Source organism: Aminobacter sp. MET-1 (assembly GCF_026521175.1).
Lineage (GTDB): Bacteria > Pseudomonadota > Alphaproteobacteria > Rhizobiales > Rhizobiaceae > Aminobacter.
In genome coordinates this window covers 161,182-177,171 of sequence record NZ_JAMSHL010000010.1, presented here as the reverse complement: position 1 = coordinate 177,171, position 15,990 = coordinate 161,182, and the positions used below count along the sequence as shown (strand labels likewise).

General features: G+C 64.9%; 17 protein-coding genes. 11 read left to right on the top strand and 6 right to left on the bottom strand.

What is annotated here, in order from left to right:
• Window positions 1-15 precede the first annotated feature (15 nt).
• The 9 genes from NDO48_RS16180 to NDO48_RS16140 all read left to right on the top strand — a co-directional run bounded on the left by NDO48_RS16180 (window position 16) and on the right by NDO48_RS16140 (window position 8,013).
• A complete protein-coding gene (locus NDO48_RS16180; protein WP_051092008.1) occupies window positions 16-639 on the top strand; it encodes a CMD domain protein in 624 nt (207 codons plus the stop codon).
• Between the two features lie 14 nt (window positions 640-653).
• Window positions 654-1,265: an alkylhydroperoxidase domain protein gene (locus NDO48_RS16175; protein WP_267321781.1), complete on the top strand. Its 612-nt coding sequence runs from the start codon at window positions 654-656 to the stop codon at window positions 1,263-1,265.
• 183 nt (window positions 1,266-1,448) lie between these two features.
• On the top strand, window positions 1,449-2,468 hold the full coding sequence (locus NDO48_RS16170) for an ABC transporter substrate-binding protein (protein WP_267321780.1): 1,020 nt from the start codon (window positions 1,449-1,451) through the stop codon (window positions 2,466-2,468).
• Window positions 2,468-3,271 (top strand): ABC transporter ATP-binding protein, encoded by an 804-nt coding sequence (locus NDO48_RS16165; RefSeq protein WP_018430722.1) that lies wholly within the window; start codon window positions 2,468-2,470, stop codon window positions 3,269-3,271. The genes NDO48_RS16170 and NDO48_RS16165 overlap by 1 nt, the downstream gene beginning before the upstream one ends.
• Window position 3,272: 1 nt before the next feature.
• On the top strand, window positions 3,273-4,088 hold the full coding sequence (locus NDO48_RS16160) for an ABC transporter permease (RefSeq protein WP_026227750.1): 816 nt from the start codon (window positions 3,273-3,275) through the stop codon (window positions 4,086-4,088).
• A gap of 21 nt (window positions 4,089-4,109) precedes the next feature.
• Window positions 4,110-4,820, top strand: coding sequence for a GntR family transcriptional regulator (locus NDO48_RS16155; RefSeq protein ID WP_018430724.1), 711 nt, complete (start codon window positions 4,110-4,112; stop codon window positions 4,818-4,820).
• The gene (locus tag NDO48_RS16150) at window positions 4,817-5,731 is read left to right on the top strand and encodes an Ldh family oxidoreductase (RefSeq protein WP_018430725.1); all 915 of its coding nucleotides are present in this window, start codon (window positions 4,817-4,819) and stop codon (window positions 5,729-5,731) included. Before NDO48_RS16155 ends, NDO48_RS16150 begins: the two co-directional genes overlap by 4 nt.
• Window positions 5,732-5,768: 37 nt before the next feature.
• On the top strand, window positions 5,769-7,103 hold the full coding sequence (locus NDO48_RS16145; protein WP_267321779.1) for an acyl-CoA thioesterase/BAAT N-terminal domain-containing protein: 1,335 nt from the start codon (window positions 5,769-5,771) through the stop codon (window positions 7,101-7,103).
• A 22-nt stretch (window positions 7,104-7,125) separates the two neighbouring features.
• Entirely contained in the window at window positions 7,126-8,013 is an 888-nt protein-coding gene (locus NDO48_RS16140; protein ID WP_026227751.1) for a DUF1684 domain-containing protein, read from the top strand.
• A gap of 124 nt (window positions 8,014-8,137) precedes the next feature.
• Here the strand turns inward: NDO48_RS16140 and greA are convergent, their stop codons facing one another.
• On the bottom strand, window positions 8,138-8,620 hold the full coding sequence (gene greA / locus NDO48_RS16135) for a transcription elongation factor GreA (RefSeq protein ID WP_018430728.1): 483 nt from the start codon (window positions 8,618-8,620) through the stop codon (window positions 8,138-8,140).
• A gap of 147 nt (window positions 8,621-8,767) precedes the next feature.
• Here greA and NDO48_RS16130 point away from each other — a divergent pair, with 147 nt between their 5' ends.
• Window positions 8,768-9,019, top strand: coding sequence for a hypothetical protein (locus tag NDO48_RS16130; RefSeq protein ID WP_018430729.1), 252 nt, complete (start codon window positions 8,768-8,770; stop codon window positions 9,017-9,019).
• A gap of 110 nt (window positions 9,020-9,129) precedes the next feature.
• Here NDO48_RS16130 and NDO48_RS16125 read toward each other — a convergent pair whose 3' ends face one another.
• The 5 genes from NDO48_RS16125 to NDO48_RS16105 all read right to left on the bottom strand — a co-directional run bounded on the left by NDO48_RS16125 (window position 9,130) and on the right by NDO48_RS16105 (window position 14,844).
• Complete coding sequence (locus NDO48_RS16125) at window positions 9,130-10,314, bottom strand: aromatic amino acid transaminase (RefSeq protein ID WP_018430730.1); 1,185 nt, start codon at window positions 10,312-10,314, stop codon at window positions 9,130-9,132.
• Window positions 10,315-10,464: 150 nt separating this feature from the next.
• Window positions 10,465-11,316 carry a carboxylating nicotinate-nucleotide diphosphorylase gene (gene nadC, locus NDO48_RS16120; protein WP_267321778.1) on the bottom strand — a complete coding sequence of 284 codons (852 nt, stop codon included), beginning with the start codon at window positions 11,314-11,316 and terminating at the stop codon, window positions 10,465-10,467.
• Window positions 11,317-11,318: 2 nt separating this feature from the next.
• The gene (locus NDO48_RS16115; RefSeq protein ID WP_018430732.1) at window positions 11,319-12,857 is read right to left on the bottom strand and encodes an L-aspartate oxidase; all 1,539 of its coding nucleotides are present in this window, start codon (window positions 12,855-12,857) and stop codon (window positions 11,319-11,321) included.
• A complete protein-coding gene (nadA, locus tag NDO48_RS16110; protein ID WP_018430733.1) occupies window positions 12,854-13,828 on the bottom strand; it encodes a quinolinate synthase NadA in 975 nt (324 codons plus the stop codon). Before nadA ends, NDO48_RS16115 begins: the two co-directional genes overlap by 4 nt.
• An 83-nt stretch (window positions 13,829-13,911) precedes the next feature.
• Window positions 13,912-14,844, bottom strand: a complete 933-nt coding sequence (locus NDO48_RS16105) for an NUDIX hydrolase (RefSeq protein WP_018430734.1) — start codon at window positions 14,842-14,844, stop codon at window positions 13,912-13,914.
• Between the two features lie 275 nt (window positions 14,845-15,119).
• Between NDO48_RS16105 and NDO48_RS16100 the strand changes: the two genes are divergently transcribed.
• Window positions 15,120-15,989, top strand: a complete 870-nt coding sequence (locus NDO48_RS16100; RefSeq protein WP_018430735.1) for a DUF1403 family protein — start codon at window positions 15,120-15,122, stop codon at window positions 15,987-15,989.
• Window position 15,990 lies beyond the last annotated feature (1 nt).

The window sequence follows — 15,990 nt, the reverse complement described above, 5'->3', positions numbered from 1 at the left end:
ACGGAGGCCATAACCATGAGCAACCCTGACATCATCGACGAGCTTGCCGGCATCGTTGTCGGCTCCAGGCTGGATCTCATCCGCTACGACCGCGTCGAAGCCCGCGACAATGCGCAGAAAAGCTACCTGGCGCTGTTCGATCCCGACGACCAAAGCGACGTCTCGGTCCGCGACCGCTTCGCCATCGCAAGCTTCGTCGCTGGCCTGCATGGCGACGACAGGGTGACGCGGCACTATCTTGCCCAACTGGATGCCGAGAAGCCGTCGAAGGCGGTGTCGAGCGCCATCGAGCACGAGGTGCAGCAAGGCAAGGCCAGCGGCCCTTATGGCGCCTATCCCGCCGGGCCGCTGACGCGGGAAAATGTGACCGGTCCAGCCTACAGGGTCGCCGCCGCCAACCGCGATGTGCTCGGCTCGAAGCTGACTGCCGCGCTCGAACACGCGCATCTTTTGGTGCTGCATCCGCGTGATGCCGGCCCGGCAGCGCTGCAGGCCTTGCTTGACACCGGCTGGAGCACGACCGGCATCGTCACGCTGTCGCAGATCGTTGCCTTCCTCGCCTTCCAGATCAGGGTGGTGGTCGGCTTGCGCGTGCTCGACAGGAAATTTGCAGCCGACCGCCTCGACGCGGCGGAATGACAGGGAACATCACCATGACCGATCAAGTGATCACCTATCCCGACAACATCGAGCCCAATGTCTTCACCCGCGAAGAGCTTGGCTGGGTGCCATGGCTGCAGCCGCTGTCCGAGGAAGAACTGACCGACCGCCATCGCGCCGGCCTGGTCGACCCCTCACGCGCCAAGTCGCCCTATTTCATGCTTCTGGCGCGCGACCCGGATATCCTTGCTGCGCGCACGAAGACCGACAAGGATATCTTCTACAACATCAAGACCGGCCTGCCGCGGGCCGAGCGTGAGATCGCAGCCGCCGCCACGTCGCGCACCAATGGCTGCATCTTCTGCGCCTCCGTCCACGCGCGCTTCGCCTGGCAGCACTCCAAGCGCAGCGACGATGTTCAGAAGTTGCTCGGCGAGGGCATTTACGCCGACATCGACCCGAGCTGGAACGCCATCATCGATGCGTCCGCCGCTCTGACCAAGACGCCGCAAGGCTTCACCGAGAGCCACATCGACGAGCTGCGTCGGGCCGGGCTGGATGACGTCGCGATCGTCGACGTGATCAACGGCGCGGCCTTCTTCAACTGGGCCAACCGCCTGATGCTGTCGCTGGGCGAACCAACGCCGCCGGCCGCAGCAGCGTGAAGCCTTGGGCGTAAGAAATGGCTCATAGAGTGCGAAAGGCCGGCGCCGCCCGACAAAATCCCGCGCCCGGCGCGATATCTCTTATTCTGATGGAAATATCAGGTTGCGGAGGTGATGCATCAGTTGTAAGCATTCGGTTCCGGTCAGATGATCGGCTGCACGCGGTACGGAGGAGTCTCGCGCATGTCTTCAATCACTCGTCGTGAGCTCTTGGCTGTCGCGGCAGCCACCGCTTTGGCCTCTTCTCTTGCCCTGCCTGCCTGGGCGCAAAAGCAGCCCAAGCTTGAGTTCCTCTATTCGCCTTACGCCGACTACGCGCCGTTCTTCGTCGCCAAGGAATTCGGCTATTTCGACGAATTCGGCGTCGAGGTGACGCTTTCGCCCAAGGGCGATACGGCTGAGACGATCCAGATGCTCGCTTCCGGCAACATCGAGGCCGGTGGTGCCACCTGGGGTGCAAGCCTGTTCAACGCGCTTGACCGTGGCGCGACTGTTTCCATCATCGCGACCCTGGCCCGCATGCCGAGCACGGTTCCGTCGCCGTCGCCCTTCATGGTCTCGCAGAAGGCCTGGGACGAAGGGATCAAGACGGTCGCCGACCTCAAGGGCAAGCGCGTCGGCATTCCCGGTCCGGGCGGGTTTGGCATGTACTCCACGGCCAAGGCGCTCGAAAAGGGCGGGCTGACGCTCGAGGACGTCGAGGCGGTCTTCCTGCCGCCGCCCGCCACTGCAGCCGCCTTCGCCAACGGCGCGCTGGAAGCCGGCTGGAGCATCGAGCCCTTCGCCCATCAGCTCGAGAAGGAAGGCCTTGGTCGTCGCCTCGTCGAGGACCACACTTTCGGCACCGAACTCGGGCTGATCGCCTTCAACCAGGATTTTGTCGCCGCCAACGAGGATCTCGTTGTGCGCTTCATGGCGGGTTATCTGAAGGCGGCGCGCCTACTCGACAATGGCGGATGGCAGGACGACAAGGTCGTTTCGGTCGTGTCGAAATATACCGGCACCGAGCCAGACACATTGCGCGGCATCCCCTACACCGTGCGTTCCGAGGACGGCGCCATCGACATGGCTTCGGTGCGCGAGCAGGAGGAATTTTTCCGGAAGCGCGGCACGCTCGAATATGAGGGGCAGGCCAAGATCGACGAGGTCTATCGCCTCGATCTGCTGAAAGCCGCCAACGACCTGCTCGCAAGCAAAAAGTGATGGCGGCCGTGGGTGAGGCGGTGCGTCCGTCCGTGGCGGAGGCAACTGCGCCGGCCATCGAGGTCAACAATCTGACCAAGGCCTTCTATGACAGCGAAGGCGACCGCGTCACCGTGGCCGTCTCCGATGTCAGCTTCTCGGTGGCGCGTGGTGAGTTCGTCTGCATCGTCGGCCCCAGCGGTTGCGGCAAGACCACGGTGCTGCGCATCCTCGCCGATCTCGAGCAGCAGCTCGCCGGCACGGTGAAACTGCACAGCGCGACCCCGCCGGCCATGGTCTTCCAGGAGGCATCCGTGTTGCCCTGGCTGACGGTGTCGGAGAACATCGCGTTTCCGCTCAGCCTCAAGGGTGTCTCCCGGGCAAAGCAGGAAGCGCGGGTGAGCGAGCTCTTGGCGCTGACGGGTCTCACCGACTTTGCCAACGCACGCCCTCACCAACTCTCAGGCGGCATGAAGCAGCGCGTCTCGGTGGCGCGCGCTCTGGTCGACGACCGCGAAATCCTGTTGATGGACGAGCCCTTCGGCGCGCTCGACGAGCAGACTCGCCTCGTCCTGCAACAGGAGTTGTTGCGGATCTGGGAGACGACCGGCAAGACCGTCGTCTTCATCACTCACAGTGTCGACGAGGCGCTGACGCTGGCCGACCGCGTGATCGTCATGTCGCCGCGCCCCGGCACATTGGTCGCCAATCTGACGGTTCCCTTCGAACGGCCGCGCGACGTCGTCGAGATGCGGCGGGACAAGCGGTTCTGGGACATGACTTACGAGGTCTGGCGTCTGCTGGCCTCTCCTGCGGGAGCTTGAGATGAGCGCCACTCCCTTGACGCTGACGGAAGAGCAATGGCGTCGGTTGAAGGCGCCGGCGCGGCGCGAACGCATCTTCCGCATCGTGTCTTATTTCAGCCCGCTGCTGCTGCTTCTGCTGTGGGAACTGTGCAGCCAGTTCAATCTGATCGACCGGCGCTTCTTCCCGGCGCCGAGCGCAATTGCCGGCACCGCCTGGCGCATGATCGTAAGCTTCGAACTGTTCGAGCATATAGGCGCTACGCTGCGTCGCGTCGGCATCGGTTATGTCATGGGTGCCGTGCCCGGCATCATCATGGGGCTCATCCTCGGCCTGTCACGACCGGTGCGCCGGATGCTGGGGCCGATTTTTGCAGCTCTCTATCCCGTGCCGAAGATCGCCATTCTGCCGCTGATCCTCTTGATCTTCGGCGTTGGCGACGCATCGAAGTTCGTCGTCATCGCCATCGGCGTGTTCTTCCTCATGTTCTACAACACCATGGGCGGGGTGATGCAGACGCCGCAGATCTACATGGACGTCGCCAAGAATGCGGGTGCGACCAGATTGCAGATATTCCGGCGCATCGCTTTCCCGGCAGCGCTTCCGAGTATCTTCACCGGACTGAAGCTCGCCGCCGGTTCGTCCTACATCATCATCGCGGCCGCCGAGTTCCTGGGTGCGCGCAGCGGCGTCGGCTTCTTCATCTGGGCTTCGTGGCAGACTTTTGCGGTGTCGCGCATGTTCGTCGGCATCGTCGCCATCTCCGCCATGGGTTATCTCACCATCCTCGCGCTCGAGGCGCTGGAGCGGCGTTTCGTGCCCTGGGCAAAGCACTGAGGGGCTGAGGAGCACAAGCGCATGATCGTCGACGCCGATGCAATCGCCCATGCACCTGTCTCGGAGCGCATCTACCTGGCGCTGCGCCAGGAAATCATGCGCTGCGAGATCGTGCCGGGAACGACGCTCGACGCAGCTTCTATCGCCAGCAAGTACGAGGTCTCCAAGACGCCGGTGCGCGATGCCATGCAGAAGCTCGCCTCCGACGGGCTGGTGACGATCCTGCCACGCAGCGGCTACCGTGTCGCGCCCATCACCTTCCAGGCCGTGCACGACATCCTCGATATGCGCATGGCAATCGGACCGCATGCGGCGAGGCAAGCGGCGCGCTATGCCACGCCTGCCGAGATTGCGCTGCTGCGCCAGATCGTCAGGGAATATGCCGCGCCGATGGATATCGGCACCATGCAGCAGGTGGCTAGGCGCTTTCACATCGCCATTGCGCGTTGCAGTCGCAACAAGCGCGTCGTCGCCCTTTCGGAGACGCTGTTCGACGAGCTCGAACGCCTGCTGCGCTTCGCCATCGACTTCACCGTCAAGGCAGGGGAGCACTCCGACGAGCACACGGCACTCGTCGATGCAATTGCGGCCGGCGACGGTGAGCGGGCTGCGGCAATCGAGTTCGAGCATATCAAGCATTCCAGGGAATTCCTGATCGAGCGCCTGATGACCTTGGGCTATCTGTCGGAAAGCGAAATCCAGCTTGGTGGCGCGCGGAGCCCCGGCGAATGATCCCGATCCCTGAAGCAGTTGGTCGGCTGTCCGCAGCGCTGGGCGACAGCCCGGCAGCGAAGCTGGCGGCTTCGGCGTTGGTCGAGGCCGATGCGTTCGGCTTGCCGCGCTTCGGCATTGCCATGCTCGATGAATGGACTGTCGATGCTGCCCCGGTGCCGGCGAGCGATGGTGAACAGGCCATAAGTTGGCTCGACTGCACTTCCTGCTTTGCGCCACTGGCGGTCGCAAGTGCCACGCTCGACCTGGCCAGGACCGCGCGACAGTTCGGCGTCGCTGCCGTCTTCCTGCGCGGCGTCAGGGGCTTTGGTAGACTCGCTCCCTTTGTCCGCCATCTCGCCGATGCCGGGCTGCTTGCCATCGCCGGCGCCGAGGGGCCGCCTTTCGTAGCGCCCCATGGCGGCACCCGTCCGGTGATAGGGACCAACCCACTGGCGCTTGCCATGGGGCAGGGCGTCGATCGCGTGGTCATCGATGTTGCCACCAGCACGGCCACCATGGCCGATATTCGCAATGCCCGTGTTTCTGGCGCGACATTGCCTGAAGGGATCGCTCTGAACAGCGAAGGCCGGCCGACCAGTCTCGCATCAGAGGTTGCGGCCCTGCTGCCGCGCGGCGGACAGATCGGTTCGCTGTTAGGGCTCGTTGTCGAACTCATGGCTGGCGTCGCCGGCGGCGGCAGGGGTGATCCGAAAGGTCGGGGCGTGTTCCTGCTCGCCTTCGATCCGGCCCGGGCCGAAGTCAGCATCGACTGGCAAGCCAGGCTCGCCGGGCTGAACAGCGACTGGACCGATGGCGGCGGTCACTGGCCGCGTGGCGGCAGCCTGTCGCCAGAAGCCAAGCTGGGCGGCGATTTCGAAGAGCGTCTCGACTCCTATCTCGCCCACATGACCGGCCAGGCAGGCCGATGATCACGTCGGCCACCCTGTTGCAGAGTTTGTAATCCCGATGACCACAAAGCCCGCTTCAGCCCCCGTCTTTTCCATCGATGCCGTCGACGGCCTGATCGACGAGCCGCGCCGGATCGTCGTCTCCGGCCTCGCGCCTGATGAGCTCGTCGCCATCTCCGCCCGCACCGAGCGTTCACGCGGCGTGACCTGGATGAGCCAGGCGACCTTCATGGCCGATGGGCAAGGCGTGGTCGACCTGACCCGTGACGCGCCCGTCGGCGGCGACTATGCCGAAGTCTCGGCCATGGGGCTGATCTGGAGCCAGCAGCCGGTCGACAGCAGCAGCGCCGAGCTTTTTGCCGACGATGTCATGCAGCCCCTGCGGACGACGCTGACCGCGGAAACCGCCGATGGCGTGCGGGCCGAGGCCAGGCTCTCCCAGGGGTTCGCCGCGCCTGGCGTGGAGCGGCAGGAAATCCGCAAGGACGGGCTGGTGGGCACGCTGTTCACGCCGGTCGGACAAGGTCCTCATCCCGTCGTGGTGGTGCTCAACGGCTCCGGTGGCGGGATCAATGAGCCACGGGCGGCCCTGCTTGCCTCCCGTGGCTACCGGGCCTTTGCGCTCGGTTACTTCAAGGCGCCGGGTCTGTCGCCCTTCATCACCGAAACTCCGCTCGAATATCTCGAGACCGGCCTGCGTTGGGCGCGGCGGGAACTTCAGCCAAAGGACGGCTTCGTTGCGGTCAGCGGTCAGTCGCGTGGCGGTGAGCTCGCTCTGCTGCTTGGCGCCACCTTCCCGGAACTCGTCTCCGCCGTGATCGCATTCGTGCCTGGTGCAATGGTCCACGGTGCCCAGGGCGCCGGCGACCCGGCACGCGGCGGCTGGCAAGGCACGACCTGGACGAGGGGCGGCGAGCCGCTGCCGCATCTGTGGCAGAACAATGCTGCCGTCCATTGGCATCCCTGGGCCGGCGATGTCCCGCCCAGCCGGCATCATTCGGTCTTCTTCGAGGGGTTGAAGGACACAGAACTTGCCGCACGTGCGCGTATTCCGGTCGAAAACATCGCCGCTCCGGTTCTGCTGATTTCAGGCCGCGACGACCGCGCTTGGCCGTCCAGCCTCTATTCCCGCATGGTCGTCTCGACATTGCGGAAGCACGATCATCCGCATCTGGTCCGCCATCTCGACTTCGACGACGCCGGCCACGCCATCAACCTGCCGATCGTGCCGTCGACCCAGATCAGCCGCCTGCATCCGGTATCGAAGGTGCCCTACACGAACGGCGGCACGCCCTCCGGCAACTCAAGCGCCGACACCGGCTCCTGGCACGGGATGCTCGCCTTCCTGGACGAGACCACCGGTACAGCTCGGAATGCCCAAGCAAAAAGCTGAATTCTTCGAAAGGGAGACGAACATGCCCACAAAAGAACATTTGGAAGGCCAGTGGCGTGAATGGCGCTACGCCCATGTCGCCAAGATGTTCCGCCCCTATGGCTGGACCTCGCTGGTTGCCCAGTACTGGCTGGAAGCGGACGACAAGGACCTGAGCTTCGACCTGCTGCCCGGCACCTGGTCGGTCGAGAACGGCCGGGTCATGTATACTCCGCCTGCCTCGGGGGCGAACCTTTCGGTCAACGGCAAGTATCCGACGGGGCCGGTCGAGATCATCCCTGGCCGCAACCAGACTTATGGCCATGGTAAGAGCGAGCCGGTCTATTTTGGCGTCAACGAGGTCGAGACCATTCTGCGCAGCAAGAATGACGGCCAGTCGCTCTATGGCGTGCGCGTGCGCGATCCGAGGGTGGCGACGACGGTCGAAGAGGCAGGCGTCACCGCCTTCGATTACGATCCCGCGTGGCGCATCCCCGGCGTCTACACGCCGACCGGAACGACCGAATACGAAGCAGAGACCGTGGAGGCCGGCGTGCGTGAATCGACGCCGCGCATCGGCACCTTCACCTTCGATCACAACGGCAAGAGCTACACCGTCGAGCTGATCGGCAAGGACACGGCATCAGGCATACAGCCGGTGGCGCATGTCCGCGACAAGACCAGCGGCCCCGTCACCTACGGCGCCGGCCGTGTCATCGAGCTTCAATTCACCGATGACACCAACAGCCGCATCGACTGGATCGATTTCAATTACGCTGTCGCGCTGCCATGCGCCTTCACCAACTTCGTCACCTGTCCGCTCGTCCCTCGCGAGAACCAGCTCGATTTTGAGGTGCTCGCCGGCGAAAAGCGCCCCGCGCAGGATGTGGCGAGGACAATGACCTACCAGGCCGGAGCAAACGCTGCCTGAGACAGGCAGTTGGTAACTCCAGGTGTCCATGATGGACACCTGCGACACCTGGCGGTGAAGGGCGGCGGCGTTGATGCTGTTGAGGCCAAAGAACATGCTGCGCGCGTCGCACTCGACATGCCAACTAGGAAATGGACAGGATCTCGAGTTCGCGCTGGCCTAACTGGACGACGTCGCCAACTCTCTTGCCTGTCAGCGCGATGGCTACAGGCGAGCCGTGCGATATGGAAGCCTGGGACGGGTTTGCCTCATCCTCGCCGACGATGCGGAAGGTCTGCGTGCGGCCGTCGTCGCGCTCAAAAGTGACGGTGTGGCCGAAGGCGATGACTTCATTGGAGGTCGGCACCGGCATCAGCTGGGCCGTACGAACGCGCTCGGCGTAATAGCGCATGTCACGGACCGGAACCGCCGATTGCCGGCGCCTCTCGTTGACATCTTCCAGCTCGTTGGCGGCCGCAAGAGCCTGCTGGGCGCTGGCCAATTCGTCCTGCAGCATTTTGAGGCCGGCCTCGGTGACGAGGTTGATCCGATCGGAGATGGGACGCGCCGGCAGGATGGTTTCGGATGCCGCCTCGGCACTTTCCTCCTTGGCAAACGCTACGCTCAATTGGTGGGCACTCCTCGTCGAACACTGTCAGCAAGCGGATAATCTACAGCCCACAATAAAGCTGCAACAATTTGACGGCTGGCTTCGGCATCGAAACATCGCTCGGCTTCGCTTCTCTGATGTCTTGGTCGGAACAAGCCAGAAGAGGTGAAGGTCGAGAACGACCGGGTGCCTGCTTTCGACTGGAACGCCTATCCCATCTTGAAGTTTTCGGAGATCCTCGAGATCGAAACGCGCTTCATCATCGATCCGATACGACCGCCGCTCGGCGCCGGCGAGGCGTCGCAGGGGCCGGTGTCCGGAGCAATCGGAAACGCCGCGTCCCGCGCGCTTGGCCTCAGGATGCGCGACCTGCCCCTCACGCGGGACAGGTTGGTCGAGGCGCTGATGGGCGGCTGAAACACGAGGTTTTCCAACCGCAGGGCGATACCCTCGCCTGTACCGGTGGCCGCCGCCCGTCAGTTGAAGTCGGAAGTCGAGGCGACGAACCGCGGCCTGCCGGCCCAGCATCACTCCAGGACCGAAACGATGGCCTTGGCGAGTTCGGTCATCTTGCCTTCTGGCAGGCCGGCGACGTTGATGCGGCTGTCATCGACCATGTAGATGCCGTGCTCGACGCGCAGGCGCTCGACCTGCTGCGGCGTCAGGCCGAGCCGGGAAAACATGCCGCGATGCTGCGCCAGAAAATCGAAGCGGTTGGAGTTCGACTGGAGGCGCAAGGCGTCGGCCAGTTCGACGCGCAGCCTCAGCATGCGCTCGCGCATCGCGTTCAGCTCGCTTTCCCAATCGGATCGCAAGGCGTCGTCTTCGAGCACGATCCGTACCGCTGCGGCACCGTGGTCCGGCGGCATCGAGTAGATGGCGCGTGCTGCCGAAAGCATGTTGCTGAGCGCTATGTCGCCCTGGGCGCCATCCTTGGCCAGCACCATGGCTGCGCCGACGCGGTCGCGGTAGACGGCAAAATTCTTGGAGCAGCTTGCCGCCACGACCATCTCGGGAACCTTCGCCGCAACGATCCGCAGTCCCTCGGCATCGGCATCGAGACCTTCGCCAAAGCCCTGATAGGCGATGTCGATGAAGGGTATGAGCTGGCGTTCCACCAGGAGGTCAGCGATCGCCTCCCATTGCGCGGCGGTGAGGTTGGCGCCGGTGGGGTTGTGGCAGCAGCCGTGCAGCAGAACGACATCGCCGCTCGGCGCCTGCCTAAGCGTTGCCAGCATGTCGTCGAAGCGAACGCCGCCGGTCGCGGCGTCGAAATAGGGGTATTGCTCAACCTGCAGGCCGGCGCCGCGCATCATCGGAATATGGTTCGGCCAGGTCGGGTCGGAGACCCAGACTGTCGCATCGGCACGGGTCCGCTTCAGCAACTCCGCCACCAGCCTGAGCGCGCCGGAGCCGCCGGGCGCCTGGGCGGCGCGGATGCGCGACATGTCGGCTGTCGGGCCGAACACCATCCTGGCCATGGCCGAATTGAACTGGGTGTCGCCGGCGAGGCCGAGATAGGTCTTTGTATTCTGCTCGGCATAAAGCCGTTGTTCGGCCTCGCGGACGGCGCGCATCACCGGTGTTGCGCCAGTCTCGTCTTTGTAAACGCCGACGCCGAGGTCGACCTTGTCTGCTCGTGGGTCGGCCCGGTAGAGGCCGATCAGCGCCAGAATCTTGTCGGCGGGTGCGGGCTGCAGCTTTTCGAACATTGTCTCTTCCAGTCTTTTGCGGCGACGAAGTGGTATCCGCATTGCACGGCGCTCGCCAGCCCCTGGTTGGGCTGGTCCGCAAAAATCCGCTTGTCTGTCTGTACGCGATTGGCTGCAGTCGTCGAGGCAGCTGCCGACCAGGCTGTCCCGTCAGGAGATCGTGTCCAGTCCAATGTCGAGGATAGGTGCGCTGTGGGTCAGCCAGCCGACGGAAATGAGGTCGACGCCGCTGGCGGCGATGGCAGGCGCGGTGGTGGGATTGACCCGGCCGGAAGCTTCGGTGATCGCCCGTCCGTCGACCATGTTGACGGCACTCGCCAACATCTCCGGCGACATGTTGTCGAGCAGGACTGCCTCGACGCCGAGCGCAAGCACTTCGCCCAGCTGTTCCAGCGTGTCGACCTCGACCTCGATCTTCACCAGATGTCCGACATTGGCCCTGGCACGTTCGATGGCTGGGCGTATGCCGCCTGCGATTGCGATGTGGTTGTCCTTGATCAGCACCGCGTCGTCGAGGCCGAAGCGGTGGTTGGAGCCGCCGCCGGCACGCACTGCGTATTTCTCCAATGCGCGCAGGCCGGGCGTGGTCTTGCGGGTGCAGACGATGCGCGCCTTGTGGCCACTGACGGCGTCGACGATGGCAGATGTGGCGGTGGCGATGCCGCTGAGATGGGAGAGGAAATTGAGCGCAACGCGTTCGCCGGTCAAAAGGCCGCGTGCCGGGCCCCGCAGCGTCGCGATAACGTCGCCCGATGCGACGCGGCTGCCGTCGGGCTTTTCGACCTTCATCTCGATCGACGGATCGATCAGGCCAAAGGCGAGGGATGCGAGATCAAGGCCTGCGACCACGCCCGGCTGGCGTGCCGCAAGCACCATGGCGGCCTGCGCCATTGCCGGCACGATTGCGTCGGTGGTGATGTCGCCGGCGCGGCCGAGATCTTCCAGCAGTGCTGTACGAACCAGCGGTTCGAGCATCATCCGGGGCAGAGGTGTCAGGTGCATGATCAGGCGCTCCGGGCCAGTGGCTTGAGGTCGACGTGGCAAGCGGTCTTGATTGCTTGGTCGAGGGTGAGTTTCGAGCGGCGCGCGGTTGCATCCTTGGTCGGAAAGTCAGTGCGGCAATGCGCGCCACGGCTTTCCTCACGGCTGAGTGCCGCGACAGTCATCATCAGCCCGACCGCTGCAGGGGCGGCGCCAGCCGTCGTGCCGGTTGCGAGAGGCAAAAGAGCGGAAGCTGCTTGCCTGAGACCCTCGCCGTCGCGCAGCACGCCCAGCGCCTGCGAGACGATGGACCGCACGAAGGACGGGTCGGGGCGGACGGGAACCTGTTCCGGCAGGGGCTGCGTTGCGTGTACCTTTCTTGCGCCCCTGATGCTCTCAGCCACCCAGCCGGCGGCAACGACGGCTTCGGTCAGCGAGTTGCTGGCCAGCCGGTTGGCGCCATGCAGGCCGGTCGAGGCGACTTCGCCGCAGGCCCAGAGGCCCGCGATCGAGCTGCGGCCCTGATCGTCCACTGCGACGCCGCCCATGTGGTAATGGGCGGCGGGACGCACCGGGATCGGGTCGACTGCCGGGTCTATTCCGGCCTCGCGGCAGAACGCATCGATGGCCGGGAAGCGTGTGGCGAAGCGCTGCCCAAGGCATTGGCGCGTGTCGAGGAAAACCCTGTGGCCACGGGCGAGGTGGCGGAAGACCCCGCGCGCCACCGCATCGCGCGTCGCGAGCTCGGCGCCCGGCAGATCGGCGAGGAAACGCCGGCCGATTTCGTCGACCAGCACGGCACCCTCGCCGCGCACGGCTTCGCTCACCAGCCGCATCGGGCGCGCCGGCGTGTCCAGCGCTGTTGGGTGGAACTGGACGAATTCGAGGTCGGCAAGTTCTGCGCCGGCACGGGCGGCGAGTGCCAGCCCCTGGCCGAAGCAGCCGAGCGGATTGGTGGTGTCGAAAAACAGGCCGCCCACGCCGCCGGTGGCGAGCACGACATGGCTCGAGGCAAGCGCGATATCGCCGTCCAGGCCCGAGGCCATGACGCCAGAAATGGTGCCGTCCTTGGCAACTAACCTCCTGGCCGCAAGGCCTTCGAGCACCGTGATCGACGGTGTGCGGCGCACCGCCGCCACCAAGGCGCGCACCAGTTCCCGCCCGGTGGCATCGCCGCCGGCATGGACGATGCGCCTCCGGCTATGGGCGGCCTCCAGTCCCAATGCGATGCCGCCGGGTGTCCGGTCGAAGGCGACGCCCAGTCGTTCAAGCTTCTCGATTGCCAGGGGCGCTGCCTCGACGATGCGCGTGACGACCGTCTCGTCGCACAGGCCGTCGCCGGCAGCCAGAGTGTCCGCGAGATGCAGCACCGGCGAGTCGTCCTTGCCGATTGCCGCCGCCAGTCCACCTTGGGCGAGCGGGCTCGACGCCTCGCCGCCGAGAGGTGCTGCCGAGAGCAGGACCACGGGCATGGGCGCAAGTTCCAGCGCTGTCATCAGCCCGGCTACACCGGCACCGATGATGACAGGGCGGCCATCGAGGGCGCGGAGGTCGGTGGTCATACCCTCAGCATCCGCTCGACGGCGAGCCGTGCGCGGTCCGAAAGCGTGGGTTCGATGTTTACCGGATGCTGCATCTGCTCAAGGGCCGTGCGGATGTTGGCCAGCGTGATCCGCTTCATGTGCGGGCATAGGTTGCAGGGGCGGATGAATTCGACGTCGGGATGGTCGACCGCGACATTGTCGCTCATCGAGCATTCGGTCATCAGCACGACGCGCGCCGGCTTTTCTGTGCCGACATAGTCCGACATCGCTGCGGTCGATCCGGCGAAATCGGCCTCGGCAACCACCTCCGGCGGGCACTCGGGATGGGCAAGCACGGTTACGCCGGGATGGGCGGCGCGCAGTTCGCGGATATCGTCTGGCGTGAAGCGCTCATGCACTTCGCAATGGCCCTTCCAGGCGATGATCTCGACATCGGTCTGGGCGGCGATGTTCTGCGCCAGATATTCGTCCGGCAGCATGATGACGCGCGGCACGCCGAGCGACTCCACCACCGCCTTGGCATTGCCCGAGGTGCAGCAGATGTCGGAGGCGGCCTTCACCGCCGCCGAGGTGTTGACATAGGTGACGACGGGGACGCCGGGATAGCGCTGTCGCATCAGCTGCACGTCCTCCGGCGTGATCGAATCCGCAAGCGAGCAGCCAGCAGCCATGTCGGGGATCAGCACCGTCTTGCCGGGATTGAGCAGCTTTGCCGTCTCGGCCATGAAGTGCACGCCCGCCAGCACGATGACGTCGGCCTTAACGTCCATCGCCTTGCGCGCCAGGGCCAGGCTGTCGCCGACGATGTCGGCAACGCAGTGGAAGATTTCCGGCGTCTGATAGTTGTGGGCCAGGATGACGGCGTTGCGCTCGCGCTTGAGCTTCAGGATCGCCTCGATGTCATCGGTGAAGGCGGGCCATTCGATGGCGGGAATGACCTTTTCGACGCGGCTGTAGAGCGCGGCTGCGGACAGGGACATGCCAGTCATTCATCCTCCTTATTATGCTCGATATGAGTATAATAAGGACATATGCTTATCATGAGTATAAGGGCTGTCAAGCGTCGTTTGGGTTATTTCGTTCCGGCAACGGCACGTTCGTCGAGGACCGCATGGCGGAAGCGGAACAGCTTCGCCGGGCGTCCACCGGTGTCGGCGGACATCTGGCCCGTCTCCTCGACGAGGTCCTGCTGTTCGATGAGCCGGCGAAAATTCTGCTTGTGCACGGTCATTCCGGCCAGCGCTTCGACAGTCCGCTGCAGCTGCAGCAGCGTGAAGGCCGGCGGCATCAATTCGAACACGACGGGTCGGTACTTGATCTTGGTGCGCAGCCTGGCAATGCCGGTCGCGAGAATGCGGCGATGGTCGCCGTTCATCGTCCGGCCGGGCACGAAACGGGCGTTGGCCTGCCGGTTGCTATGGATGCCCTCCTCGACGAGCCCTGCTTCATAGAGGAGCTCATAGCGCTGCAGCACCAGCTCCTCGTTCCAGGGGCGATCGTCGAAGCCGAAGGCGGTGGCTGCGCGCTGCAGACGCTTGCGCCGCCGCTCTTCCTGGTCGGCGGCCTCTGCCCATTGCCGCAGGGCCGGTTCGATGACGTCGAAAACAACTGCAGGCGCGCCGTAGCGGTGGTCTTCCCAGGGAAAGAACTCATACCAGTTGCGCCAGCCGCCGGGGGCGGCGCGATGCTGCGGCTCTTCGCGCGTCAGGCCCAGATAGCTGATCGAAATCACTCGCCGGCCGGGCTCCTCGCCGCTGCGGTCGCGGTCGGCAAAGGTATAAAGCTGCTCGATATAGCCAAGCGGATGCCCGGTCTGCTGCAGCACCCAGTCGTGCAGCCCTGCCTGCAACGAACGATGGCCCGATTCGAGCGGACCCGAGGGCAGGGCAGCGGCATGTCCGACCGTCAGCACGGCAGGGTCGCCATTGACCGTCGCGACAAGCACCGCGGTCAGGTCTACCTGCACGCTGCGGTCTTCGTCGGCTCCAGCGGACCTGTCTGGCATATGGGCGTGTTTCTCTTGCATTTTCAGTCGGTTGTTGGCTGGCAGCAGTGAAGGTGGACTGGCCGCGCCATGCCGTCAATGTCGATGCGGATTTTCCCTACTCCGGGCAGTAGACACAGGCAAAGCGGTTGACAAGATGTGCGTTTCATCATGCCGCTTCTGGCCAGAACCGCACGTGGTTACTACGTTTGCAGGCGATGAGTCGGCACGTTTCAACCGCTGTTCCTACTTTTGTTCCGCCTGTCCTGCCCGGGTGGGCGAACCCGCGCGGGCCGGTGACCGACGTTGCCGAGGCGGCGTTTCTCGCCGGTGCGGCAGTTGGCGCGCTGGATCAGCTGGTGCGCGCGCAACCGGCCTGGGCCGGCGCCTGGCGCCAGCGCCTTGCACTGAAATGTGCCGCGAGCGCCTGCCGTCTGCTGGGGCGAAGCGAAGACGAGGCGGACCTGCGCGACGCCTGGTATCTGCGCAAGGCCAGCGACGACCCCGGTCCTGCCGGCAATGTCTACCGGGCCTTTCGGCAGCAGGCGGCTCGGCCGACGGCGCTCGACGCGGACAGCCTTGCGCAGGCGGTCGAAGGCCTCGGCCTGCGCAAAGATGATCGTTTTGCCAGCCTGCCGGTCGAATTTGACGAGTTGGTCCGTACCGGCCGGCCGGCCCCTTTTGCTGCAGCTGAAATGGCCCAGCGCGTCGTGGAAGCGGCACCTGATGCCGAGTCGCTGGCCTGGTGGGTCGCGGATATGACGCTGGCAGCCAAGCTGCGCTGGCCGCGACCGGTGCCGCTGCTTATGGCACAGGCATTTGGCCCGGCTTTCAGGGCAGCCAGCGGCAGCAGGATTCGGCCAGGCGAAGACGGCTTTGCTGGCGCGCTTTGCCTCGGGTTGGCGCAAGGTGCAGCGGAGGCCTGCCGGACAGCGGGGGAGGTTGCCCGCCGTGCCGAGCGGCTCGAAGCGGTTACGCCCAAGCTGCGCGCCAAGGGTGCGGGAGACGCAATCAAGCGGCTGCTGGAAGACGACGCCGTGCCGGGCACGCTTACGACCGCAAGGCTGTCGCGTTTTGCGGCACGGCGGCTGTTCGAACGGCTGGACATGTTCGAGGCCGTGCGTGAGCTCTCCGGGCGCTCTTCCTTCCGGCTCTACGGGCTCTGAC